This window comes from Secundilactobacillus odoratitofui DSM 19909 = JCM 15043, from assembly GCF_001434895.1.
In the GTDB taxonomy this organism is placed as follows: domain Bacteria; phylum Bacillota; class Bacilli; order Lactobacillales; family Lactobacillaceae; genus Secundilactobacillus; species Secundilactobacillus odoratitofui.
This window is the reverse complement of sequence record NZ_AZEE01000027.1, coordinates 363,401-384,469: the sequence shown is the minus strand read 5'-3', so window position 1 is coordinate 384,469 and position 21,069 is coordinate 363,401. Positions and strand designations below refer to the sequence as shown.

20 protein-coding genes and 1 riboswitch are annotated in these 21,069 nt (G+C 44.0%); of the genes, 16 read left to right on the top strand and 4 right to left on the bottom strand.

Going from position 1 to position 21,069, the window contains the following annotated elements:
- Window positions 1–1,159: MFS transporter (locus tag FD04_RS04085; protein WP_235805640.1), on the top strand; the 1,159-nt coding region annotated here is incomplete at its 5' end.
- Window positions 1,160–1,326: 167 nt separating this feature from the next.
- Window positions 1,327–1,719, top strand: a complete 393-nt coding sequence (locus FD04_RS04080; protein ID WP_054699619.1) for a tautomerase family protein — start codon at window positions 1,327–1,329, stop codon at window positions 1,717–1,719.
- A 211-nt stretch (window positions 1,720–1,930) separates the two neighbouring features.
- On the opposite strand, the gene FD04_RS04075 is transcribed toward FD04_RS04080, so the two are convergent.
- The 3 genes from FD04_RS04075 to FD04_RS04065 all read right to left on the bottom strand — a co-directional run bounded on the left by FD04_RS04075 (window position 1,931) and on the right by FD04_RS04065 (window position 5,149).
- Window positions 1,931–2,353, bottom strand: coding sequence for a DUF2628 domain-containing protein (locus tag FD04_RS04075; RefSeq protein ID WP_056947213.1), 423 nt, complete (start codon window positions 2,351–2,353; stop codon window positions 1,931–1,933).
- Between the two features lie 105 nt (window positions 2,354–2,458).
- A complete protein-coding gene (rlmD, locus tag FD04_RS04070) occupies window positions 2,459–3,883 on the bottom strand; it encodes a 23S rRNA (uracil(1939)-C(5))-methyltransferase RlmD (RefSeq protein ID WP_056947210.1) in 1,425 nt (474 codons plus the stop codon).
- Between the two features lie 258 nt (window positions 3,884–4,141).
- Window positions 4,142–5,149 carry an aldose epimerase family protein gene (locus FD04_RS04065; protein ID WP_056947207.1) on the bottom strand — a complete coding sequence of 336 codons (1,008 nt, stop codon included), beginning with the start codon at window positions 5,147–5,149 and terminating at the stop codon, window positions 4,142–4,144.
- Between the two features lie 205 nt (window positions 5,150–5,354).
- On the opposite strand from FD04_RS04065, the gene FD04_RS04060 reads away from it, so the two are divergent.
- From FD04_RS04060 to FD04_RS04000, 14 genes are all read left to right on the top strand, one after another.
- A complete protein-coding gene (locus tag FD04_RS04060) occupies window positions 5,355–5,627 on the top strand; it encodes a hypothetical protein (RefSeq protein WP_235805639.1) in 273 nt (90 codons plus the stop codon).
- Window positions 5,628–5,957: 330 nt separating this feature from the next.
- Window positions 5,958–6,596, top strand: coding sequence for a WxL domain-containing protein (locus FD04_RS04055; RefSeq protein WP_056947203.1), 639 nt, complete (start codon window positions 5,958–5,960; stop codon window positions 6,594–6,596).
- A 97-nt stretch (window positions 6,597–6,693) separates the two neighbouring features.
- On the top strand, window positions 6,694–7,731 hold the full coding sequence (locus tag FD04_RS04050; protein ID WP_056947200.1) for a WxLIP family cell surface protein: 1,038 nt from the start codon (window positions 6,694–6,696) through the stop codon (window positions 7,729–7,731).
- 73 nt (window positions 7,732–7,804) lie between these two features.
- Window positions 7,805–8,653: an aldo/keto reductase gene (locus FD04_RS04045; RefSeq protein WP_054699150.1), complete on the top strand. Its 849-nt coding sequence runs from the start codon at window positions 7,805–7,807 to the stop codon at window positions 8,651–8,653.
- Window positions 8,654–9,253: 600 nt separating this feature from the next.
- A riboswitch (TPP riboswitch) is annotated at window positions 9,254–9,355 on the top strand.
- A gap of 106 nt (window positions 9,356–9,461) precedes the next feature.
- Window positions 9,462–10,253: a hydroxyethylthiazole kinase gene (gene thiM, locus FD04_RS04040; RefSeq protein ID WP_054699152.1), complete on the top strand. Its 792-nt coding sequence runs from the start codon at window positions 9,462–9,464 to the stop codon at window positions 10,251–10,253.
- 18 nt (window positions 10,254–10,271) lie between these two features.
- The gene (gene thiD / locus FD04_RS04035) at window positions 10,272–11,096 is read left to right on the top strand and encodes a bifunctional hydroxymethylpyrimidine kinase/phosphomethylpyrimidine kinase (RefSeq protein ID WP_054699154.1); all 825 of its coding nucleotides are present in this window, start codon (window positions 10,272–10,274) and stop codon (window positions 11,094–11,096) included.
- Entirely contained in the window at window positions 11,093–11,731 is a 639-nt protein-coding gene (thiE, locus tag FD04_RS04030) for a thiamine phosphate synthase (protein ID WP_054699156.1), read from the top strand. Before thiD ends, thiE begins: the two co-directional genes overlap by 4 nt.
- 110 nt (window positions 11,732–11,841) lie before the next feature.
- Window positions 11,842–12,048: a hypothetical protein gene (locus FD04_RS12440; RefSeq protein ID WP_156660396.1), complete on the top strand. Its 207-nt coding sequence runs from the start codon at window positions 11,842–11,844 to the stop codon at window positions 12,046–12,048.
- A gap of 428 nt (window positions 12,049–12,476) precedes the next feature.
- On the top strand, window positions 12,477–14,102 hold the full coding sequence (locus tag FD04_RS04025; protein WP_056947197.1) for a peptide ABC transporter substrate-binding protein: 1,626 nt from the start codon (window positions 12,477–12,479) through the stop codon (window positions 14,100–14,102).
- A gap of 11 nt (window positions 14,103–14,113) precedes the next feature.
- Window positions 14,114–14,839, top strand: coding sequence for a gamma-glutamyl-gamma-aminobutyrate hydrolase family protein (locus FD04_RS04020; protein WP_054699158.1), 726 nt, complete (start codon window positions 14,114–14,116; stop codon window positions 14,837–14,839).
- A 198-nt stretch (window positions 14,840–15,037) separates the two neighbouring features.
- A complete protein-coding gene (locus tag FD04_RS04015; protein ID WP_054699160.1) occupies window positions 15,038–16,000 on the top strand; it encodes a 2-hydroxyacid dehydrogenase family protein in 963 nt (320 codons plus the stop codon).
- 461 nt (window positions 16,001–16,461) lie between these two features.
- On the top strand, window positions 16,462–17,181 hold the full coding sequence (locus tag FD04_RS04010; protein ID WP_056947497.1) for a response regulator transcription factor: 720 nt from the start codon (window positions 16,462–16,464) through the stop codon (window positions 17,179–17,181).
- Window positions 17,159–18,520, top strand: a complete 1,362-nt coding sequence (locus tag FD04_RS04005) for a sensor histidine kinase (RefSeq protein ID WP_056947194.1) — start codon at window positions 17,159–17,161, stop codon at window positions 18,518–18,520. Before FD04_RS04010 ends, FD04_RS04005 begins: the two co-directional genes overlap by 23 nt.
- A gap of 193 nt (window positions 18,521–18,713) precedes the next feature.
- The gene (locus tag FD04_RS04000) at window positions 18,714–19,559 is read left to right on the top strand and encodes a COG4705 family protein (RefSeq protein ID WP_054699164.1); all 846 of its coding nucleotides are present in this window, start codon (window positions 18,714–18,716) and stop codon (window positions 19,557–19,559) included.
- A gap of 186 nt (window positions 19,560–19,745) precedes the next feature.
- Here FD04_RS04000 and FD04_RS03995 read toward each other — a convergent pair whose 3' ends face one another.
- Window positions 19,746–20,648 (bottom strand): aldo/keto reductase, encoded by a 903-nt coding sequence (locus FD04_RS03995; protein WP_054699166.1) that lies wholly within the window; start codon window positions 20,646–20,648, stop codon window positions 19,746–19,748.
- Window positions 20,649–21,069 lie beyond the last annotated feature (421 nt).

The window sequence follows — 21,069 nt, the reverse complement described above, 5'->3', positions numbered from 1 at the left end:
AGCGGACGTGATTGAAAGTCCACTAATTGGCCTGATGATTGACCACACACATTCACGGTTTGGTAAAAGTCGACCGTTTTTCTTGTGGTACGCCTTACCGTACGTGATTTTTGCGGTATTAACGTTTGTGACACCGGACTTTTCGGCCACGGGTAAATTAATCTGGGCTTACGTGACATACCTCGGACTGGGTTTCTTTTATACCGCCGTTAACTTACCGGTAACCTCGATTTTACCTACCATGTCACGTAACGAACGAGAGCTCACATTATTAGGCGTCATTCGCCAGTTTTTTGGCAGTTCAGTACAGATTATCGTCGCCGTATTTACTTTGCCATTAGTGGCGTTCTTTGGTCGAGGTAACCAACAACACGGTTTCTTAATGACAATTGGGTTATTTGGCATTATTTCTTTAATTTTGATTTGGAATACGTTTTTCCACGTGCGAGAGCGGTTTAGTGACCACGAGATTGCCCATCAACCATTTAGAGAAGTTCTACCCATGATCCTAAAGAACCAACCTTGGATTAGAATCTCAGTTGTGATATTACTTTTTTGGTTAGTGACCGCGATTAAAAATCAAACTGCCATTTATTACTTCAAATACACCCTGAATAATGAAGGCCTCGTACCGTTAGCGAACAGCTTTACGTTGGCGTCATTACTCGGCGTGATCCTGATAATGCATTTATCAAATTTACATGGCAATAAGCGGACGATGTTGGTTGGTATCGTCACAGCCTTTATTGGTCAACTTGTGTTGATGCTTGGGGTCTATAGCAGCGGGTTACCCGTATTATTTACGGGAATTGTTATTAATGCGATCGGTCACGGCATGATTGTTGGGTTAGTGTCGATCATGATTGCGGACACCATTCGTTATGGTATGACGATGGGGATTCAAGCAGAAGGTATTTTGGCGGCTAGCGACAACTTTGGTGTCAATGTTGGCTTGGGTGTCGGTGGTTTAATTACGGCCGGCCTTTTTCAACTTTCTGGCTACGTACCTGACCACGCCCAAAACGCTGCAACGCTGAGTATGATCAATTGGAATTACGTTTGGATTCCGTTAGTCATTTACCTAGTGATGTTTGCGGTTCTGTGGTTTTACGACGAGCAAACAATGAATGATGCTTTGAATTTGCAAAATCAATCGTGAAGTCTAGTCAACTAAGCAGTTATCTGAACCCTAAGCAGTTTTTGAAACGGATGGCACGGTATTAAAGCAACGTGTTATTATGATCGTGGTGTTTCAGGTAAGGTACAGGTGCTGATTAATATGCTCATCACTGTAATTAAAATTGTTAAAGACAAGGAGAAAAAACGATGCCATTAATGCGAATTGATATGATTAAAGGCCGTGATAAAGCCGAAATCAAGACTATCTTGGATATTTCTTATAAAGTTGCGACCGATGAACTCCATTTACTGCCACGTGACCGTTACCAAGTTGTCACACAGCACGAACCAGAAGAAATGGTTTTCTGGGACGTGGGTCTGGGGCTAGAACGGACCGATAAAATTTTGTTATTCAGTTTGACCTCCAGTCCACGAGAACAAATTGATAAAGAACACTTCTATGCTAATTTAGTAAAAGCGTTACATGAAGGTATTGGCATTTCACCATCTGATGTGATGATTAATATTACAAGCAATACTAAAGCCGACTGGAGTTTTGGCAATGGTGAAGCACAATTTTTGAATGGCAAGTTAGATTAAATAGCGGCTTTTGCTAAACAAAACTGTTAGACGATTATAAACATCAAAAATAGGATGGTTGCTGTTTTGAGCAATCATCCTATTTTTGTTACCTGGAGTGACAGTGATGAGCTATTGAGATAACCCTGAATAAAGAAAACCCTCAAAGTTAAACTTACTTAACTTTGAGGGTATATCAGAATATATAATTTGTATTAAGCGATGCATCTGGCTATTTGAGCCATTTTGGTAAATAACCTTTGTTGGCGAGAACGTCCTTTGATCGTTGGGTAGCGGGTTGATAGCCTCGATTGAAGAGGTGTCTAAAGTACATGTAGTTGTACCAGAAGCCCCAGAGTAGCTTAAGTGCTAACTCAACCAAGCTATACCAAGAAGCCTGAACTTGAATGTTGGTAAAATGAATTGAGTAAAACCCCATACCAACACCTAATTCAATTCCGGCGATACAGAAAAAGTTGTACCAGTCACCACGGAAAATCGGCACCCAAAAGTCAAAGATGAATGCGGTGAAGGAAAAGCCAACCTTACCAATTCGAATATCGCCATTATCTGCCTTTGTGACAGTTGCGTAATTTGGTGGCACTGGTAAGCCATTTGGTCCCTCGTTGTTATCACCATCGAATGGATTTTGCATTGAAACCCTCTTTTCTAGTTGAAGTCCGAATTGTTTATTTAGTCAATATTGGTCAAATAAGAGTATTGATTAATGATAAGCCATAATTGGCGTTTTGGCTACTGTTTAAGCTCTAGTAAATTTAACAACTGCTTCACAACGTGCCGTTTGTGGCATCATATCGACAGATTGGATGTAGTCGACGTGATATTGCCGGGTAAGTTTTACCAAATCTCGTGCTAACGTTGAAGGGTTGCAGGAAATGTAGACGAACTTTTTAGGCTTAGCTTGTAAAATGGCGTTGATCAAGCCGTCATCCAAGCCGGTGCGAGGAGGATCGACCACTAAGGCGTCCGGTTTAAAGCCCTCGTTCAGCCATTTAGGTAGAATGGTTTCGGCTGTGCCAGTTTCGTAATGGGCATTGTCGATACCGTTGAGTTGCGCATTTTCGCGTGCGTCTTTGACGGCATCGTCAATAATGTCCATACCACGTACTTCCTTAGCAGCGTGGGCCATGGAAAGACCAATCGTCCCTACACCGGCGTAAGCATCCACCACCGTTTCGTTTTCGCTTAGGTCCAGTGCTTTAAGGGCTTCAGCGTACAAGCGAACGGTTTGGTAGGGGTTCAACTGCAAGAAAGCCCGGGCAGATAGGTCGAATTGCAGCCCGTTGAGTACTTCGCGGATGCGTGGCTTGCCAGCTAACAGAATCGTTTCGTCGCCCCAAATGAGTGACGTTCTAGCCGCATTGATGTTTTGCATGATTGACACAACGTCGGGGAGTTCAGCTTGAATTCTTGCCACAATATCGTCCTTTTGTGGAAAGGCCTCATCGGTGGTAACAAAAACGACCTGAACTTCGCCAGTTCCTTCAGCGACCCGAACAACGACAGTACGAACTAGGCCAGTGTGTTTTTTTTCGTCGTAAGTTCTGACGTTTAAGTCTTCCATAATGGTGACGATTTTACGCATGACCGTCATTGTTGCAGGCATTTGGACGGAGCAGGTCGCCAGATCGACTAAGTGGTGACTACGTTCTTGATAAAGGCCCGCGATGATGTGGCCCTCTGCATTCCGTCGTACCTGAAACTGAGCCTTGTTACGGTATTCGTAAGGATTCTTCATGCCAATGGTGGGCTTTAAAACGAAGTGACGATAACCCTTGGGCTTGTATTTTTCAAGTGACTGGGTCACAACGTCGCGTTTAAAGGCCAACTGGGCAGGATAGGCGAGGTGTTCTAGTTCAAAGCCACCAACTTCACCTGCGTAGGCATCGCGAGGTTCCACGCAATCAGGGCTAGGCGTTTTGAGACGGTGAATTTTAGCGGTTAAAAAAGTGGGCTTGATGCCGGTTACTTCAGCCACGACGACTTCGTTGGGGAGTGCGCCAGGGACAAAGGTGAGTTTACGTTTGTAGTAACCAATGCCTTCACCATTGATGCCGAGACGCTTAATGGTCAACGGAAAGCGTTGACCGAGCTTAACTTGAACGTCACCTTGACGTGGTCGCGTGGGGTGTTGATGATATCGATTTGTTTGAGTTGGTTTCAATTTTTATTATCCTATCTGTGTGTTAAGTAGTGACAGTATCTGAACCTACATTGTAGCCTATATACCAGTCAACTTCCAGAACGGTCACTGATTAACGTAACTGAGGGTTTAAAAAAAGCGCACGGTGCTTCCTAATGATTAGGAAACACCGTGTGCTTGTGAGTTGAAGTGATAAACGTTGCAGCAACGCTATTGCGCAAACGAGTTGTAGTTGAGAAGTTGTGAGATAGGTTTGCACAAAAGGTTATTGCGTCCGGTTTATTCTTCGTAATACTTATATTGAATTGTGTATTCTTTCAAGTCACCAGGCTTAAGTTCGATATCACCGAAGCCTTCGTGGTTGATGGCATCAGGTAATGTTTGAGCTTCCGTTGCCAAGGCGTTGTAAGGTTTGCTTTGATCAAATGGGTTAGCGGTAAAGACCACTAAGGCGTTACGGTCAGAGTAAATGGCCACGTGGCGGTTGCTTGCACTGTCACTCAAAGTAGCGATTGGTGTATCGGCACTTGGTGTCACTTCGTAGGCATCATCAATTTCAATCTTGCCAGTTTGTGACTTAATATCAGCCAAAGCACTTGGAATATCAGTCGTCTTTTCAAAGTCGTAGCCAGTACCAGGTAAATCGACGAACTTGCCGGTTGGTACTTTGTCGGCATCGGCTAATTCAAGCCGGCGCTTACTGTTGATTTGTAAGAGTTGGGTCTCAAGCGTCTTTTGGCCCTCGGTAAGGTTCCAATAAACGTGGCAGGTTGGGTTAAACAAAGTTGCTGCGGTTGAAGCAGCACTGAAGGTGATCGCAACGTTGTTGTCATCACCGAATGTGTAGGTGATTCGGGCGTCCAGGTCGCCAGGAAAATGGTCTTCATCGCTGGTGATGTGGCGTGAGAAGGTCACGCTAGCATCGTGTTCGCGAATTGACTGTTCTGCTTGCCAGACAATTTCAGAGAAGCCGTTAGGGCCACCGTGAAGAGTGTTGTCGTTTTCGTTGGCATCAAAATGGTATTCCTGACCATCGATTGTCGCAGTGGCCTTAGTTAACCGACCAGCGACACGCCCAATTGACTTGCACAGGCTGTATGATGCGGGGCTGTCGTAGTGGGCTAAATCGTTGAAGCTGACGATCAATGGGTGGTTGTTTACCGTGTAACCAGTCCAAGTTGCGCCAAGGGTGCTCACTTGAATGAAGTTACCATCGGCGTTGGTAATTGTATAACGGTCAATGTTTTGACCGTTATGTTGACCAAAGATATCGGATGTAATCTGCATTGAAAAATCCTCCTTATGAAAACGCTTTATCGGTTTATATTATACGCTATCTTATGCCGCTGTTGAAAATAAATTTAGTAAAAATCGATTAATTTTAGTAATTTATTTAAATTATTTTCTGAAAACGGTTTCTTAATACTTTCTCAACAAAAGCTTCATAATTTAGTGACAATTACTTGCTATTCTTATATTTGTAATATCAAGTATGCAATTTGAAAGGATGATCGTGATGTTGCTTGATCATGCAGAAGTCGAAACCATTGCTGTTCAGCTCGTGAACGTGTCCGAGTCTTCAATGACAGCTAAAACTGAAACGAACGAGATTATTAAAATTAAACCATCAGAAACCGCAAAGAAGGACCACTCCTTCTGGCAAAGTATGAAAGATATCGCCCAAGCCAAAATCTGGCTGCCAGTAACGAAGGGCACCCATCAGTTACTCCAGTACGATTGGCTGAGTGCGATGCCCGCTATGTAAAACTAGATTTCTCACTAGTCTTGCGTTAATGAAGTACAAATTGAATTTAAGTAGTAAAAAGCTGACCTATTTGATGGCCAGCTTTTTTTCGTGAGAATGCTTGTTATGAATAGGGTGGTTAATGATTAGGGACGTACATTACTTTTTAACTATTTTCAGATTAAATTTAACGAAATTAACCGTTTTCATTGCTTAAATTGCTGGTATAACGGTATAAAATTAGAATTATTATCAAAATACGCTATGTCATATATTGACTTTTTATCAGATGAGTTTTACGTTAGTAAGAGTTGTTTTATAACTTAACGTACATAACGAAAGGAGATAACAATGAGCAGCTTTTCAAAATTAGGTATAATCCTCGTTTTATCTGGTATCACTTTTTTGGGCTTGACGACGGTACCGGTTATTGGCCATGCAGCTGATGCGGGTACTACAGTGCAGCAATCAACTGCGACGCTAAAGGTTGAACCAGTAAGTGGTAGTGATGGCTCCCTTACGTTGACTAGTGTTCCAAGTTATGATTTCAGTAAAACGTTGGACAGTTCAGATACAACTCTTTGGACAACACCAACTGGTAAACTCACCGTAGATGATGAAACCGGTACTGGTGCGGGTTGGACCGTTTCAGTTGATTTGAGTGATTTTACGAATGCGGCCGGCACAAATATGAGTAAAGGTAATGGTTGGACGATGGGGACTGGTGCACAGACAACGACGTACGCTGGTTCGCCCACTCAAATTGGAACTGCACCACATTCATTGAGTACCGGTACAACACTCACACCTGGCAATCAAGCGGTTGGTATTTTATCAGCCGGTCAAGGTGAGGGCTTAGGCACTTGGTCAACTACCTTTAGTGATGCTAAGTTGAATTTCGCGAAGTTACCTGCCATGAAGGCAACTTACACAGCTACCATGAATTGGACCTTAACATCGGGGCCAACGAGTGATACCACATCAAATTAATCCGAGTTAACTAGTGCGAAACTTCAAAACGGAAACCCAGCTCAAGCTGCTGACAGTTTGAGTTGGGTTTCTTGTCTTATAACAATAGGAGTATAAAATGAGTTCGATTAAACGAGTTACCAAGTTTGTTTTACTAACACTCGCAATCTGCATCACAGCCCTGAGTGTCTCCAGCGGAGTTACTCAGGCCAAATCAAGTGTGAATCAGTTTCAAGTTAAGCCAATCTTACCAGCAGATAATGCCGCCAAGTCCAGTTATTTTGATTTGAAGGTGAAACCTAGTCAGAGTCGGACGCTAAAAATTCGAATTTTTAATAACAGTACCAAACGCCAACAATTTTACGTCAAACCAAGTAACACCACGACCAGCTCATTGGGCGCTATTGCATATACGGGTAGCACTAAAAAGGATGCTTCGGCGGCCACGGCTTTCAGCGATATGATCAGTGATAAAACGGGCAAACCGGTCACGATTGATGGTCAGAGCAGCGCAACAGTGAGTTTCAAATTAAACGTGCCTAAACAGCAATTTACTGGTACGGTACTTGGCGGCTTCGTGGTTCATTCGGTTAGTGCAAGCGATCATGCCGCTCAAAACAGTGGTGTTAATAACCTTGCTCGATACGTCGTTGCGGTACGGCTAAAGGAAAGTAGTACGACTGTTAAGCCAAACCTGTTGTACTATGGTACACACTACGTCGGTATGAACGGGTTGCCAGCTATCCAAGTGAAGTTGCAAAATAATCAACCCGTGATTATTGGTAACGTGCATTTGAAAGCCACAGTAACTGGTGAAGGCAACAAAACGGTAGCTAAGGTTGATAATCAATTACTTAATTTTGCGCCGACTTCAAGGTTTAACTACACAATTTCAACTCTAAATGGTCAACAACTTAAGACCGGGCAGTACCGGCTGTTGATGACCGTCAAGGGTGACAATGGCTACTGGAAATTTGATAAGTTGTTCACGGTGACGAACTCAGACACTGCGTCGGCACACGTCGCTAAACGGCCGTTTGACTGGTGGCAACTACTACAGTGGGTCATTGAAGGACTAGCGACATTGATCGTACTGGCCTACCTCGTTAAAAAGGTCCGCGACTGGTGGCGCAAGGACGATGATTCAAAATCGTAAGGCTAAGCCCTTGCTATAATCATTAAAATAACGGTAAACTTATCGTATCTGATACATTAAAGGAGGATTTACAATGTCATTAACTGATACGTACACCCTTAGCAATGGGTCTAAGATTCCAGTCGTCGGATTCGGTACTTGGCAGACGCCTGATGGTGACGTCGCCTATCACGCTGTTTTAGATGCGTTAAAGGCTGGTTATCGCCACATCGATACAGCCGCTGCCTATGGTAACGAAGAGAGTGTTGGCAAAGCCATTCACGATTCAGGCGTGAAGCGAGAGGATTTATTTGTAACCACTAAGCTCTGGAACGCTAACCACGGTTATGAAGCAACTAAGCAAGCCTTGGGTGAATCATTATCTAAGCTTGGTTTAGCCTATGTTGACCTTTATCTGATTCACTGGCCTAACCCAGTTAACTTCCGTGACAACTGGCAAGAAGCTAACGCCGGCTCTTGGAAGGCAATGGAAGAAGCTTATGAAGAAGGTCGCGCTAAGGCAATTGGGGTTTCTAACTTCCGGCCAAAGCACTTGGATGCATTGTTAGAAACGGCTAAAATCACGCCAATGGTTAACCAGATTTTCTTAAATCCTTCAGATTTGCAACCAGCAGTCGTTGCTTATAATGATGAACACGACATTTTATCTGAAGCGTACAGCCCACTTGGCACTGGTAAGATTTTTGAGATTGAAGATTTGAAGGCAATCGCTGAAAAATACGGTAAGTCAGTTCCACAATTGGTCTTACGTTGGCACTTACAGCACGGTTTCTTACCACTTCCTAAGTCTGTGCATACTGAGTATATTCAGGCTAACACTGACATTTTTGATTTTGAAATTTCAACAGAAGACATGAAGAAAATCGACAGCTATCATGGTGCAGCTGGCTTAGCCACTGATCCTGATACCACTGATTTCTAATTAAAGCTGCATAAAATTGAAGGTGAAGAATTCTCAACTTGAATTCTTCACTTTTTTGCGTCAGTAAACGTATGCGGGAGAAGTTCGCCTTCGACTGCCAGTTAATGTTTTGGCGAGTAGCTGTGGGAACGACTGCAACCGCTGCGCGTTTTCCGTCTCGTTCCTGAGCCTCGAAACCCGTGAGTCTCAGGAACGTCCAGTGCCACTAAGCGCTACCGCGCAAAGTGGCACTAGTCACTGCTACCCGATAAACAAACTGACTTCTGACACTACGGCTCATGATATGGATAAGACAAGTAGCTTTTAGTCATTGAGAGGAGAACACGTCACATCTTGGTAACGAGAACGGAAGGTAACGTCCTTTTTCAGCTGCAGTGACAAGTACGAGTTGGCGCTTTAGCGCTTACTCGAACTGGACGTTGGTGAGACTTCGTTCTTTGAAGGCTCACCAACGAAGCGGAAGACACGTTTACGTGGCTGAAGCTGGTCCCACAGCAGCTGAAAAAGGGTGTTACCTGAAGTGGCAGTGACAGTAAGAAACACAATGTGACAGTTTCCAGGTTCTTGCTTAAAAGAGCGTTTACATGTAAAATAGAAGCCAAACAACACGAGGGGTGTCCCACACGGGGCTGAGATGTGCTTGGCACAATCCCTTTGAACCTGTAAGTTCATGCTTGCGTAGGAACGTGTTCAATTCGGGCTGAGTAATCAGTGATGGGTCGAGCTGGACGTTTCGTTTAGCTTGACCCTTTTAATATAGAAATGAACGGGCAGTTGTTTTAAATTCAATTGAAGGAGGTTGATCAAGGTGAAACTTGAGTTACTTGATCAATTACGACAGACCAATCCGGTCGTGCTTAACATTTCAAATTTCGTGACGGTGCAAGACGTTGCGAACGGGATTAATGCGATTGGCGCATCACCCATTATGTCAGAAGAAATTGCAGAGACGGATGAGATGGTGGCGATTAGCAGTGCGGTGGCATTGAACCTCGGTGCTTTTTCAAAACCACAAGTCGCGCATATTTTAAAAATGGGTCAGTCTGCTAACGCCAATCATAAGCCACTGGTAATTGATCCGGTTGCTGTCGGTGCGATTAGTTACCGAAAGCAGGTTGCCACTGATCTTATGAAGCAGTTCCAAGTAGATGTGATTCGCGGAAATGCTGGTGAGATTGCAGCTTTAGCTGACGTTGAATGGCAGGCCAAGGGTATTGATGCTGGATCTGGTGACCAAGATTTAGTTGAAATTGCCAAGGCTGCGGCCGTTAAACAGCAATGCGTCGTCATTTTAAGTGGTGAAACCGATGTGATTACTGACGGACAAAAAGTGGCCCGGGTTCATAACGGGACACCGCTCTTCCAGTTGCACGTTGGTTCTGGTGACATGTTGAGTAGCATTGTGGCTGCTTTCTGTGCAGTCAGTGACGGTGATTACTTTGAAGCCGCTCAAACAGCTTGTTTAGTATTCGCTGCTACTGGTGAGCTAGTGGCTAACCAACTTAAGGAAGAACGACCGGGTACGTTTGCAGCCCAGTTAATGGATGAGCTACACTTAGTATCCGTAGCAGACATCGAAAAAATTGCTCAATTTGATTGAAAGGCGTGACATTTAATAATGGCTGAGGAACTCAATTCATTTCCACAAACACTAACGATTGCGGGGACTGATTCTGGCGGTGGTGCCGGCGTCATGGCTGACCTGAAAACCATGCAGGAACGGCATGTCTTTAGTACGGCTGTGATTGTTGCTGTGACGGCCCAAAACACGCTGGGTGTCCAAGACTTCATGGCCTTGCCGAAGAAGCTGATCGACGAACAGTTTGCGTCACTGGCAGATGATTTGGCCATTAAGGCTTGCAAGACTGGCATGTTGGCGGATGCGGAACACGTGGAGATCGTCGTTGATAATCTAAAACGCTATGATTTCGGCCCGCTGATCGTTGACCCTGTCATGATTGCTAAGGGTGGTGCTGCGCTGTTGGCTGATGATGCCATTGAAGTCGTGAAACGCGACTTGCTACCATTAGCAACCATTGTGACACCAAACTTACCTGAAGCGGAGCGACTGACAGCAATGTCGATCAAGACTGCAGATGATATGAAACAAGCTGCTAAAGTCTTACAAGCAACCGGCGCAAAGAACGTGATGATCAAGGGTGGCCATGGTGATACGGATAAGGTCAGTGACTACGTGTTACTCGAAGATGGTCATAGCTTTTGGCTCAGTTCGCCACGAGTGGATACAGTTCGTACTCATGGTACTGGCGATACGTTATCTTCTGCGATGACAGCTGAAATTGCCAAGGGTCACGATATCGAAACTGCCATTCGCACCGCTAAAGACTTTGTGGAGGCGGCTATTCGCCACACGATTCAAGTTGGTCACGGTCATGGTCCGCTTAACCATTGGGCTTATGGAGAGGAGCATCAGCAATCATGACATTTGATGCAAGCATACTAAAAGCCTACTTTGTCTGTGGTTCTCAAGACGTAGACAAGAATCAACTCGTACCAACGGTAGAGGCCGCTATTACTGCTGGCATCACCGCTTTTCAATTTCGTGATAAGGGCGCCCAATCAACCCTAACCCCAACGAAACGGGTTGAAGCAGCGCAACAATTACGCGATAAGTGTGCTCAAGCTGGTATTCCGTTTTTTGTGGATGATGACGTTTCTCTAGCCAAACAAGTTAACGCTGACGGCATTCATGTCGGTCAGTCAGATGAACAAATTCAAGCAGTGGTCGATGAGGTTGGCAATCAAATGATTGTTGGTCTTTCTTGCTCGGCCCTATCAGAAGTACAACAGGCTAATACCATTTCGGGGATCGATTACTATGGCAGTGGACCAGTCTTTCCCACTGAATCTAAGGCCGATGCAGACCCCGTAATTGGTTTAGCAGGACTCCAACAATTAGTGTCGGCAACAACCCGGCCGATTGTTGGGATTGGTGGCATTACCGTTAACGATTTGTCCGACGTTATTGCGACTGGGGCTGCTGGCTCAGCGGTTATTTCAATGATTGCACGTAGCCAAGATATTCAGGCCACGGTCACGGCGATGCTGCACGCCTAGTTTTCAACTACATGATAACTAACACAGAGTTCACTTGATGAACTTGATATATAATATAGCGACTTCAAGAACAGTTACGATTCTTGAGGTCGTTTTTTGTGAGCTAATGATTGTGGTTGGAAACATTTGCGAAGGATGCCGCCTTCGGCCGCCAGCAGCCAGTTTGGCGGGTAGTAGCTGTGGGACCGGCTTCAACCGCTAACGCGTTTCCGCCTCGCGTCCGAGCCTTGCCAAGTGCGCAAGTCTCTGACACGTCCAATGATGTAAGGTTGAAGCAACCCAAGAAGAAAGGCACTTCTTGCGTCGCTTCAACCTAACATCATTTGTCACTGCTACCAACCGCCAAACTGTCTGCTTCTGACACTACGGCTGATATTGAAGGCTTCTATTCATAAAGTTGTTGGATAAAATCTAAATGAATCAATTGGTTCACTGGTGTGTTCTTTTATCGTTCAATGAGAATGATTGTCCGACGATTTAGTCAGATACGTCACACGGTTACACAACCAGGTTTGTAACTTCGAGGCAATTATGAACGAATAGTTTTACATTGATATCTAAGCGATTTAACCAATATGAACGGAGGGCTAGTGATCTTTTGGGACTGCAGTGTCAGTATTCTATCAAGTACATTTGAAACACAGTCAAGGACGCGCAATAGTTGACAAGCCAACGTAATTATATTAGAATTTTCTCATTAAAAAGCAATTTAAATCTAAGTAAGCAGACGATGGGAGCATTAAAGATGGCGAATAAACGGTTATTAGGGGTATCAGTCACAGCGTTAGCATTATTGCTAGCAGCCTGTGGCAGTGGTAATTCAGCTTCAAAGGGGACACAAGACAAGGCACTGAAGGTGACGTCATCGCAGCCAATTGCAACGGCGGATCCCACCAAGGCAACGGACTTGAACAGTCAAGCTGCTATTGCCCAAATTTACGAAGGGTTGTACACCACAAGTAAAACCGGGAAAGTCATTCCTGGCGTAGCAACTAAGGTTGTGAAACCAACTAATGGCGGTAAGACCTATACGTTCACGTTGCGTAAGGATGCGAAGTGGTCCAATGGCAAGCAGGTGACGGCACAGGACTTTGTCTACTCGTTGCAGCGACAAGTCGATCCTAAGACCAAGTCACAAGAAGCCGGTCACGTTGAAGAAATTGCGAATGCAACGGCCATTAATAATGGTAAAAAAGCGGTTAGTACGTTAGGTGCTAAAGCGCTGTCTAAGACCAAACTGCAGATTACGCTGGCACAAAAGACGCCGTACTTTAACTACCGCTTGGCTACCGAACTGTATCCGTTGAACAAGCAGTTTGTTGAAAAATACGGTGATAAGTATGGTAGCAGCGCAGCTAAGACATTGAGTAATGGTCCCTTCAATTTAAAGGGCTGGACGGGTAGCAACGAAACCTGGTCCTACGTTAAGAACAGTAAGTACTATAACGCTAAGTCGGTTCGCTTAAAGACGGTCAAGGTTCAAACGGTTAAGGATAATAACACCGCTCAAAATCTATTTGCTTCAAATAGTGTCCAGGTGACGACGGTTACGGGCACCCAAGTTCAAGCTGATCAAAGTGGTAAGTTGAAGAAGAATTTGGTGCTCACTAAGCAAAACCGGATGGCATTTTTAGTTTGGAATTCTAAGCGTAAAGCAACGGCTAACACCGCTTTGCGTCAAGCAGTGAGCTACGCCATTAACCGACAAACGTTGGTTAAAAACGTTTTGAAAGATGGTTCAGTGCCAGCTAAGAGTATGGTGACACAAGGTGACTTTACTAACCCAACGACTGGTAAGGATTTCAATGACGATACGGGCAACTTGTACCCTTATAATTTGAAGAAAGCCAAACAGTATTGGAAACAGGCGCAATCACAACTTGGTACCAAGAAGGTGACGATTGAACTACTGACGGCCGATGTTGATGTGTCAAAGGCGGTCGGCGAATACGTTCAAAGTACGGCCCAACAGAACTTGCCAGGTTTGAAAGTAACCTTGAAATCCATTCCACTGAACAATGAAATTGCAACCTTGACTAAGGGTGATTTCGATGCCGGTAGTATTGGTTGGACCAGTGACTTTAAGGACCCAATTGATTTCTTGAACAAGGGGTCAATTACCAACAGTATCAACTTCGGTAAGTTCGACAATGCTGCTTACGAGAAGTTAATTTCAACGATTGCCGCTGATAAGCAGTCCGCTGCGGACCGTTATCAAACCATGCAGCAAGCTGCCAAATTGTTGGCTGACAAGCAGGGTGTGACACCACTGTATCAAAGTACCCAAGCTAACCTCATCAGTACCAAAGTTGGCGGGGCCAAACCGACCCTGCTACGTGATACTCAGTATCGTTACGTTTATTGGAAGTAGGGGGACTGACGATGTCAAAACCAGTAATTGGTATTCCGGCTGAACGGCGCTTATTAGGTGATTCATACCGGAACAGTGTTAATCAGGGTGAAGTGGCGGCGGTCATCAAAGCCGGTGGTGTGCCAGTTTTAATTCCCACGCGGGAACCAGATCTAGCAGAAAGTTACGCAGCAGTCATAGATGGCTTGTTGTTGCCTGGTGGAGCGGACGTTGCACCACGGTTTTACGATGAGGAACCACTGCCTAAGTTGAGCATGACGGATGCATACTTGGATGAAACAGAGATTGCCTTAACACAATTGGCGGTGGCGCAGCACAAGCCGATTTTAGGTATTTGCCGTGGTACGCAAGTCCTTAACGTGGCGCTTGGCGGTAATTTGTACCAAGACATTGAGACACAGTTCGACCGGCAACCACTTCAGCACTTTCAAAATGCACCAATGGATCAAGGTACCCACTATGCGGAAGTGGCTGAGGATTCGATTTTACGCCAGATCTTTGGTGGCGAGTCTCGGGTGTTAGTTAACAGCCACCACCATCAATCGATTAAACACTTGGCACCGCAGTTAAAGCTAACCGCAGCTGCCAGTGACGATGTTGTTGAGGCGGTTGAAAGCAAAGACGGCGAGTTGATTGTCGGCGTCCAGTGGCACCCTGAAACGATGTTTGAAGTTAATCAGCAACAATTCGCGATTTTTGAAAATTTCATTGCGCGAGTGAAACGGGCACATGTGTAGCGAAAGGTTACACAAGATACTAAAAAAGGGATGTTTATTCGAAGTAGTCGTAATCGGATAAGCATCCCTTTTTCCGTATTTCAATGTACATAAGTGGATATGTTTTGTTAATTACGCCAAAATAGGCATGCTTGATTGCACTTTTTGCCGTTTGGGGAGATAATGAAAACGTTAACAAAATACAGGAGGCATCCAACTATGAGTAAAGTATATTTGTCAGCTAAGTTACCTGAAGTCGCAACGCAAGAACTGAAAAACGGTGGCTTAGACGTTAGCGTTTACGAAGGCGAAGGTTTAATTTCTCACGATGAATTACTCAAAAATGTGTCTGATATCGATTTTCTGATCACACCACTTTCAACTCAAGTGGATAAGGCGATTATTGATGCTGCGCCAAAGCTGAAGTTGATTGCGAACTTTGGTGCTGGGTTTAACAACATTGATACGGCTTATGCTAAAGAAAAGGGCATTCCAGTCACCAATACGCCAGCTGTATCAACCAATGCGGTTGCTGAAGTGACGATTGGTTTAATGTTGGCCTTGAGTCACCGCATCGTTGAAGGCGACCAAAAGATGCGTCACGAAGGGTTCCCAGGCTGGGCACCATTGTACTTCTTAGGCCATGAAATTGCTGGGAAGACACTTGGGATTGTTGGCCTCGGCAACATTGGTAGTGACGTCGCTCGTAAAGCAAATGGACTCGGGATGAACGTTCAGTATTATAAGCCTAACCGTCTGTCAGACCCTGAAGAACGTTCAATGAAGGTGACTTACAAGTCGTTGGATGACCTCATTAAGACCAGTGACTATATTTCAATCAACGCACCACAGACCCCTGAAAACCATCACCAATTCAATGCTGAAGCCTTTAAAGCAATGAAGAAAACCGCTTCGATCATCAACGTTGGTCGTGGTCCAATTATTGATGAAGCTGCACTGTTGGACGCCTTAAAAGCTGGCGAAATCGCTGGTGCTGCGCTTGATGTTTACGAACACGAGCCAGAAGTCGATGACGGCTTCAAGAGTTTGAAGAACGTTATCTTGACACCTCACGTTGGTAACGCCACTGTAGAAGCTCGAGACGCGATGGCTAATATTGTGGCTGGTAACGTTTTGCTGGTGGATGCTGGTAAGCCTGCTAAGTTTGTTGTGAATAAGTAACTGTAACACATGGGATATAGCGTTTATTAGTCCCAGTATATGATAAAAAGCGCCGTCGATTCTAGATTATGGAATCGACGGCGCTTTTTACGATAAATTATATTCCGGAGTTGATTGCTGGATTTTTATTAAATCATTGACGGAAAGCGAGGACTATGGAATTAAACGTCAATCGATTATTATCTGGAATTTTTGGTGGGAAAACGAAAATCGAATGTTGTATTAAATGTCGTTTTGTAGTGATAAACTTAACCTGAATTATGTCTGCGAGGTCATTGCTTTTTAAAGAAAGGTTTGATGTACTCAAACGAATAATCACAAAGTAGGCATAACTGACCTAAAAATTAAACTGGTCAAATCAGCTTTTTGGGCTACATTGTTCAGAAAGGACAGGAGTGCATTAAATCCGCATTCTTGCTTCTTACCAGAATGATCTAAAGAAACAGAAAGAAGTGATGATGGTGACAAAACGAATACTAGTGGTCGAAGATGAACCGGGCGTGCAGGCGCTTTTGCGAACTGAACTTTCATTTGAACACTATGATGTTTTACTTGCGGGCACCGGTAAAGAGGCATTAGCGATGTACAATGCCAATCGAGGTCAACTTGACTTAATTATCTTAGATTGGATGATTCCTGAGATTGACGGGTTAGGGGTACTCCGACATATTCGTAAAATAGATACTCAAATTCCAATTATTTTTTTGACCGCTCGGGATTATTCTGGGGACAAGGTTGCTGGCTTAGACAGTGGTGCGGATGACTACCTCACTAAGCCGTTTGAAATGGAGGAATTGCTAGCTCGAATTCGAGTTTGGCTTCGCCGACAAAGCCAAAAATCTGAAAATCAGGTTCATTATCAAATTGGCGAACTAACGCTTGATACCAAAGCACACCAAGTGAAATTTCAAACACAACAAATTCAGTTGACTCAGCGGGAGTACGGTTTGTTACTCACCTTAATGCGACACGCCAATCAAACACTGAATCGCGATGAGATTTTAGATGCAGTGTGGGGCACTGATTTTGTTGGTCAAACTAACATCGTTGACGTTTATATCCGACAGTTACGACAAAAACTAGAACCTTTAATTGGCTCAGAGATTCAAATTCGAACTGTTCGTGGTATTGGCTATACGTTGAGTGAGGTGAACCAACATGGCCAATCAACCGGAATCTAACCGGCACGTCATCGCCAGTGCGTATCGTCGCACGTTAATCATAACCGCTTTGGTGAGTTTACTCGTCACCCTCGGCGTAATGGCCGTCTTGCTTCTTCAAAATGGCGAACAAGCTGCCAACAAAATGGTTAAGTCCTTAGAAACAACATTTGTCCACAAAACACCCAATACAGATGCCTGGCAAGCATCGAGTGAACAGGGACCATCTACAACGTATGTCAAAATCAATGTACATTCAACAGCAGGTTATCCGGCAAACTTATTTTACTCAACTCATGCCAGACAGTTCGCAAATTTGGCCGATAAAACTGGTCGTCAACTCACGCCCGCCATTGTATACGTTCCTAAACGGGGCTTATTTTATTACAGTAACAAAAGCTCAACAAAGGCGCGCTATCAGGTTTGGTTAAAGCTTGATTATATTATCAGTCAGCTAGAAGTTGTTGTGCTAGCGGTGTTATTAGCTGTTGGTATCAGTTCAATACTGGGTATTTTGTTAATGAATATGCACGCAAGCCGGCTGACACAACCACTCACCAATCTAACAGACGCTGTGCAAGAACGAACCGAAACAACGCAACCTTCGACAACGCCACTGCCGGTACCCACCACGCCGCTAGAAGTTCAGCAGCTTGCTAAAAGTTTTAATCAGCTCTTATCAGCATTAAACCAAGAGTTAATCCATGAGCAGCAATTTGTTTCTGATGCTTCACACGAATTGAGAACGCCATTGACGGTAATCCGTGGTTACATTAGTCTTTTGAAACGTCGGGGAGCCGAGCATCCTGAAGTTCTGAGCGAAGCGATTGATTTTTTGGATAGCGAATCTAACCGGTTACAGCAGCTCGTGGAGTCCTTATTGACAATCACTCGAAACGAGCGATTAACATTAAGTCCCCAACGACTTGAATTGGCACCAGTTTTAACCCAGCTATTAAAGCCATACCAAGAACAAATGACTCAAAAGGTTCAGGTGGATTGTCCGCCTACTTTGTCGGTATTGGTCGATGAAAACAGTTTAAAACAGATGATCCTTGCGTTGCTCGACAACGCTGCAAAGTATTCGCCAACGAATCAGCCAATCAAAATCACTTGTAAACCGCAAGATGATAACGTGACGATTGCTGTTTCAGATCAGGGGCCGGGAATCCCCAACAATCAAAAAAATTTGATTTTTGATCGTTTCTACCGAGTCGATACCGCACGTTCCAGTCAAATTCCCGGTACCGGTCTGGGACTTTCCATTGTTTCACAACTGGTTAGTTTAAACCATGGTAGTATTTCAATAACAGATAACGATCCCCGTGGTAGTGTTTTTACGCTGACGTTGCCAAAATAACATGAATTAGATAAATGTTTTAGGCCACAGGTAACACTGTTACAATCACGATTTCAGCGGTTAAATGAAGAACCTTCAGATAACCTTCACCAAAAGTAGAGTGTTTCAATCGGTTTTTGGCTCTATGATAGTGACATCAATTGGTCATGAGCACCAATTACAATCAATTTGTCATTATTATGGAGGTATTATCATGAAAGCAGTTATTGATGGACCACTGACTTCTGATGTCGCTACGGAAACCTTAAACAAGGTTCCAGCCATCACAGGTATCTTCTGGCTCACCAAGTTAGTTAGCACTGGCTTGGGTGAGTCCGTCTCAGATTTTTCAAGTCAAATATTCGGTCAACAAAACCAAAATATGGGTGAATTATTCACCGTTGGTTGGTCACTCAGTTTGTTTGCCATCTTTTTAACTTTACAAATGCGGTCGAAACGGTACCGGCCACTGTACTACTGGCTTTCAGTTGCGCTGTTAGCCGTGTTTGGAACGTTCTCAGCGGATACTTTCAAGAGTCTAACGGGTCTTCACTATTTGGAAACCACCGTAATATTTGCCGGTTTAATGGGCGCTAGTTTTCTTGGGTGGTATCACAGTACGCATGATCTATCTATTCACCACATCACTTCACGTAAAAAAGAAGCTTTCTACTGGTTAACCGTCGCATTTTCGTTCATGTTAGGAACGGCTGCAGGCGATTGGATTGCCACCGCAAGTGCAGGTGGGTACAACGTTGACCCAACAGGTTTGGGGCTTGGATTCTTAAATACCGGCTTGGTTCTTGGTGCAATTTTCTTAGGGTTGATTGCATATCGCATGATTCGTAACCCGAAATTAAATAGCGTTGGTGAAATTCTTAGTTTCTGGTTGGCCTATGTTTTGACTCGCCCAGTTGGTGCAAGTTTTGCTGATTACTTTGGTTATAATTTCCACAATGGTATCCTAGGTAACCAAGGAATGTCACTCATTTGGTTAGCGTTATTCGCCGGATTACTTGTAATCAATGTCATGCCAAAGCGGAAAACTATTTCTGAATAACTGAGAATAGTGAATTGGATATTTGAATTTAAAATACAAATTACTTTCGATACTTGTTTAGAAAAATGTTTGAGTGCCAGAGATGCAAATTAAAAAGGTGTGGATTCTGATGTTGTCAGAATTCACACCTTTTCGCTTGTAGAGTAAAAATTTGGTCTTTGACGGGACTAAAAACCGTGACTATACTTAAAAAGCACCAAATAATTGATCAATTTCATTATATTCGGCATCGGTCAAGGTAATTTCACGTGCTTTAGCATTGGCCAATACTTGTTCAGCGTTTCGAGCACCCGGAATCACAGTGGTAATCATTGGGTTCTTAATGTACCAGGCTAAAATCGTTTGCGCAACGGTAGCGTGGTGTCCCTCAGCGATAGCTTTAACCCGAGTTAAGGCTGACATAATTTGTGTGTATGCCGGTTGGTCAAACTGGTTAAATTTAGCTGCATCGGCTGCTGTGTACTTACCAGTTAACAAGCCAGAAGCAAGTGGGAAGTAGGGCACAAAACCAATGTTGTTGGCCTTTAAGTAAGGCCACATGGTCTTTTCAACGTCACGGTGGACTAAGCTATAATTATCTTCCACAATGTCGACCAAACCATCTTGGTTCGCAGCTTTAATTTGGTCCAAGGAGAAGTTTGACAGACCAATGGCGCGAATCTTGCCGGCCTGTTTAAGCTCGTTCAAGGCTGCAACTGCTTCATTTTTAGGTGTCTGATCATCTGGGAAATGAATGTAGAAGATGTCAATGTAGTCGGTTTTAAGTCTAGTCAGGGCGGCATCAACTGAGGCCTTTAAGAAAGCGGGCGTATTGTTGAGCGCTAAACCGTTGTTTGGGTCTTGCGCTGCTTTGGTAGCAATCATCACTTTTGAGCGGTCGTAGTCTTGTAAAACGTCGCCGATGATTTCTTCGGAACGCCCTTTACCATACATGTAGGCCGTATCCAGCAATTGAATGCCAGCATCAAGGGCTTGGCGAACGACGGCGTAACCATCTTCATCCTTCAGATTTGGGAAGAGGTTGTGACCGCCAACTTTGTTGGTGCCTAAGCCGTAAGTCGGAATATTGAGCGAATTTTGTGTTGTCATTGGGATACCTCCATCAGTAGCATTAACTGTTTAATTCAAACGTTTCATACTTGTATTGTAGTCTGATGGCTGAATTTTTGTAACATTTTGACTTAACTGTATTTTTGGACGGTTGATTTACCGACCGGTTTTTACTTAACAGATTGGTTAGGCGCATAGCGGGAACGGCTAAAATGACTGTGAAAACGACTGGTCAGAAAAAATATGCTGATAACAACTAATTAAAAATTAATTTTTAAACGACTAAAACCGCGAAACAGCAACTTTTTAAAACGATTTCACGAAAAAGTTCGTTTTTTGGTGCTTGCAATTTCTAAATATTAAAGTACAATGTGAAACAAGTATACTTAAGCAAACAGAGAGTCAGGCTTGGCTGAGAACTGACACCGAAAGCAAATGGCAGAAACAAACAAGGTTGCGC

Excerpts from the sequence above, each read along its gene's own strand:
- thiE (WP_054699156.1), top strand. The coding sequence starts at position 11,093 with ATGACATTTGATGCAAGCATACTAAAAGCCTACTTTGTCTGTGGTTCT.
- FD04_RS04065 (WP_056947207.1), bottom strand. The coding sequence starts at position 5,149 with ATGCAGATTACATCCGATATCTTTGGTCAACATAACGGTCAAAACATT.
- FD04_RS04045 (WP_054699150.1), top strand. The coding sequence starts at position 7,805 with ATGTCATTAACTGATACGTACACCCTTAGCAATGGGTCTAAGATTCCA.
- thiD (WP_054699154.1), top strand. The coding sequence starts at position 10,272 with ATGGCTGAGGAACTCAATTCATTTCCACAAACACTAACGATTGCGGGG.
- FD04_RS04055 (WP_056947203.1), top strand. The coding sequence starts at position 5,958 with ATGAGCAGCTTTTCAAAATTAGGTATAATCCTCGTTTTATCTGGTATC.
- FD04_RS04015 (WP_054699160.1), top strand. The coding sequence starts at position 15,038 with ATGAGTAAAGTATATTTGTCAGCTAAGTTACCTGAAGTCGCAACGCAA.
- FD04_RS04050 (WP_056947200.1), top strand. The coding sequence starts at position 6,694 with ATGAGTTCGATTAAACGAGTTACCAAGTTTGTTTTACTAACACTCGCA.
- FD04_RS04060 (WP_235805639.1), top strand. The coding sequence starts at position 5,355 with ATGCAATTTGAAAGGATGATCGTGATGTTGCTTGATCATGCAGAAGTC.
- FD04_RS04080 (WP_054699619.1), top strand. The coding sequence starts at position 1,327 with ATGCCATTAATGCGAATTGATATGATTAAAGGCCGTGATAAAGCCGAA.
- FD04_RS04025 (WP_056947197.1), top strand. The coding sequence starts at position 12,477 with ATGGCGAATAAACGGTTATTAGGGGTATCAGTCACAGCGTTAGCATTA.
- FD04_RS04075 (WP_056947213.1), bottom strand. The coding sequence starts at position 2,353 with ATGCAAAATCCATTCGATGGTGATAACAACGAGGGACCAAATGGCTTA.
- FD04_RS04005 (WP_056947194.1), top strand. The coding sequence starts at position 17,159 with ATGGCCAATCAACCGGAATCTAACCGGCACGTCATCGCCAGTGCGTAT.
- FD04_RS04020 (WP_054699158.1), top strand. The coding sequence starts at position 14,114 with ATGTCAAAACCAGTAATTGGTATTCCGGCTGAACGGCGCTTATTAGGT.
- FD04_RS04000 (WP_054699164.1), top strand. The coding sequence starts at position 18,714 with ATGAAAGCAGTTATTGATGGACCACTGACTTCTGATGTCGCTACGGAA.
- FD04_RS03995 (WP_054699166.1), bottom strand. The coding sequence starts at position 20,648 with ATGACAACACAAAATTCGCTCAATATTCCGACTTACGGCTTAGGCACC.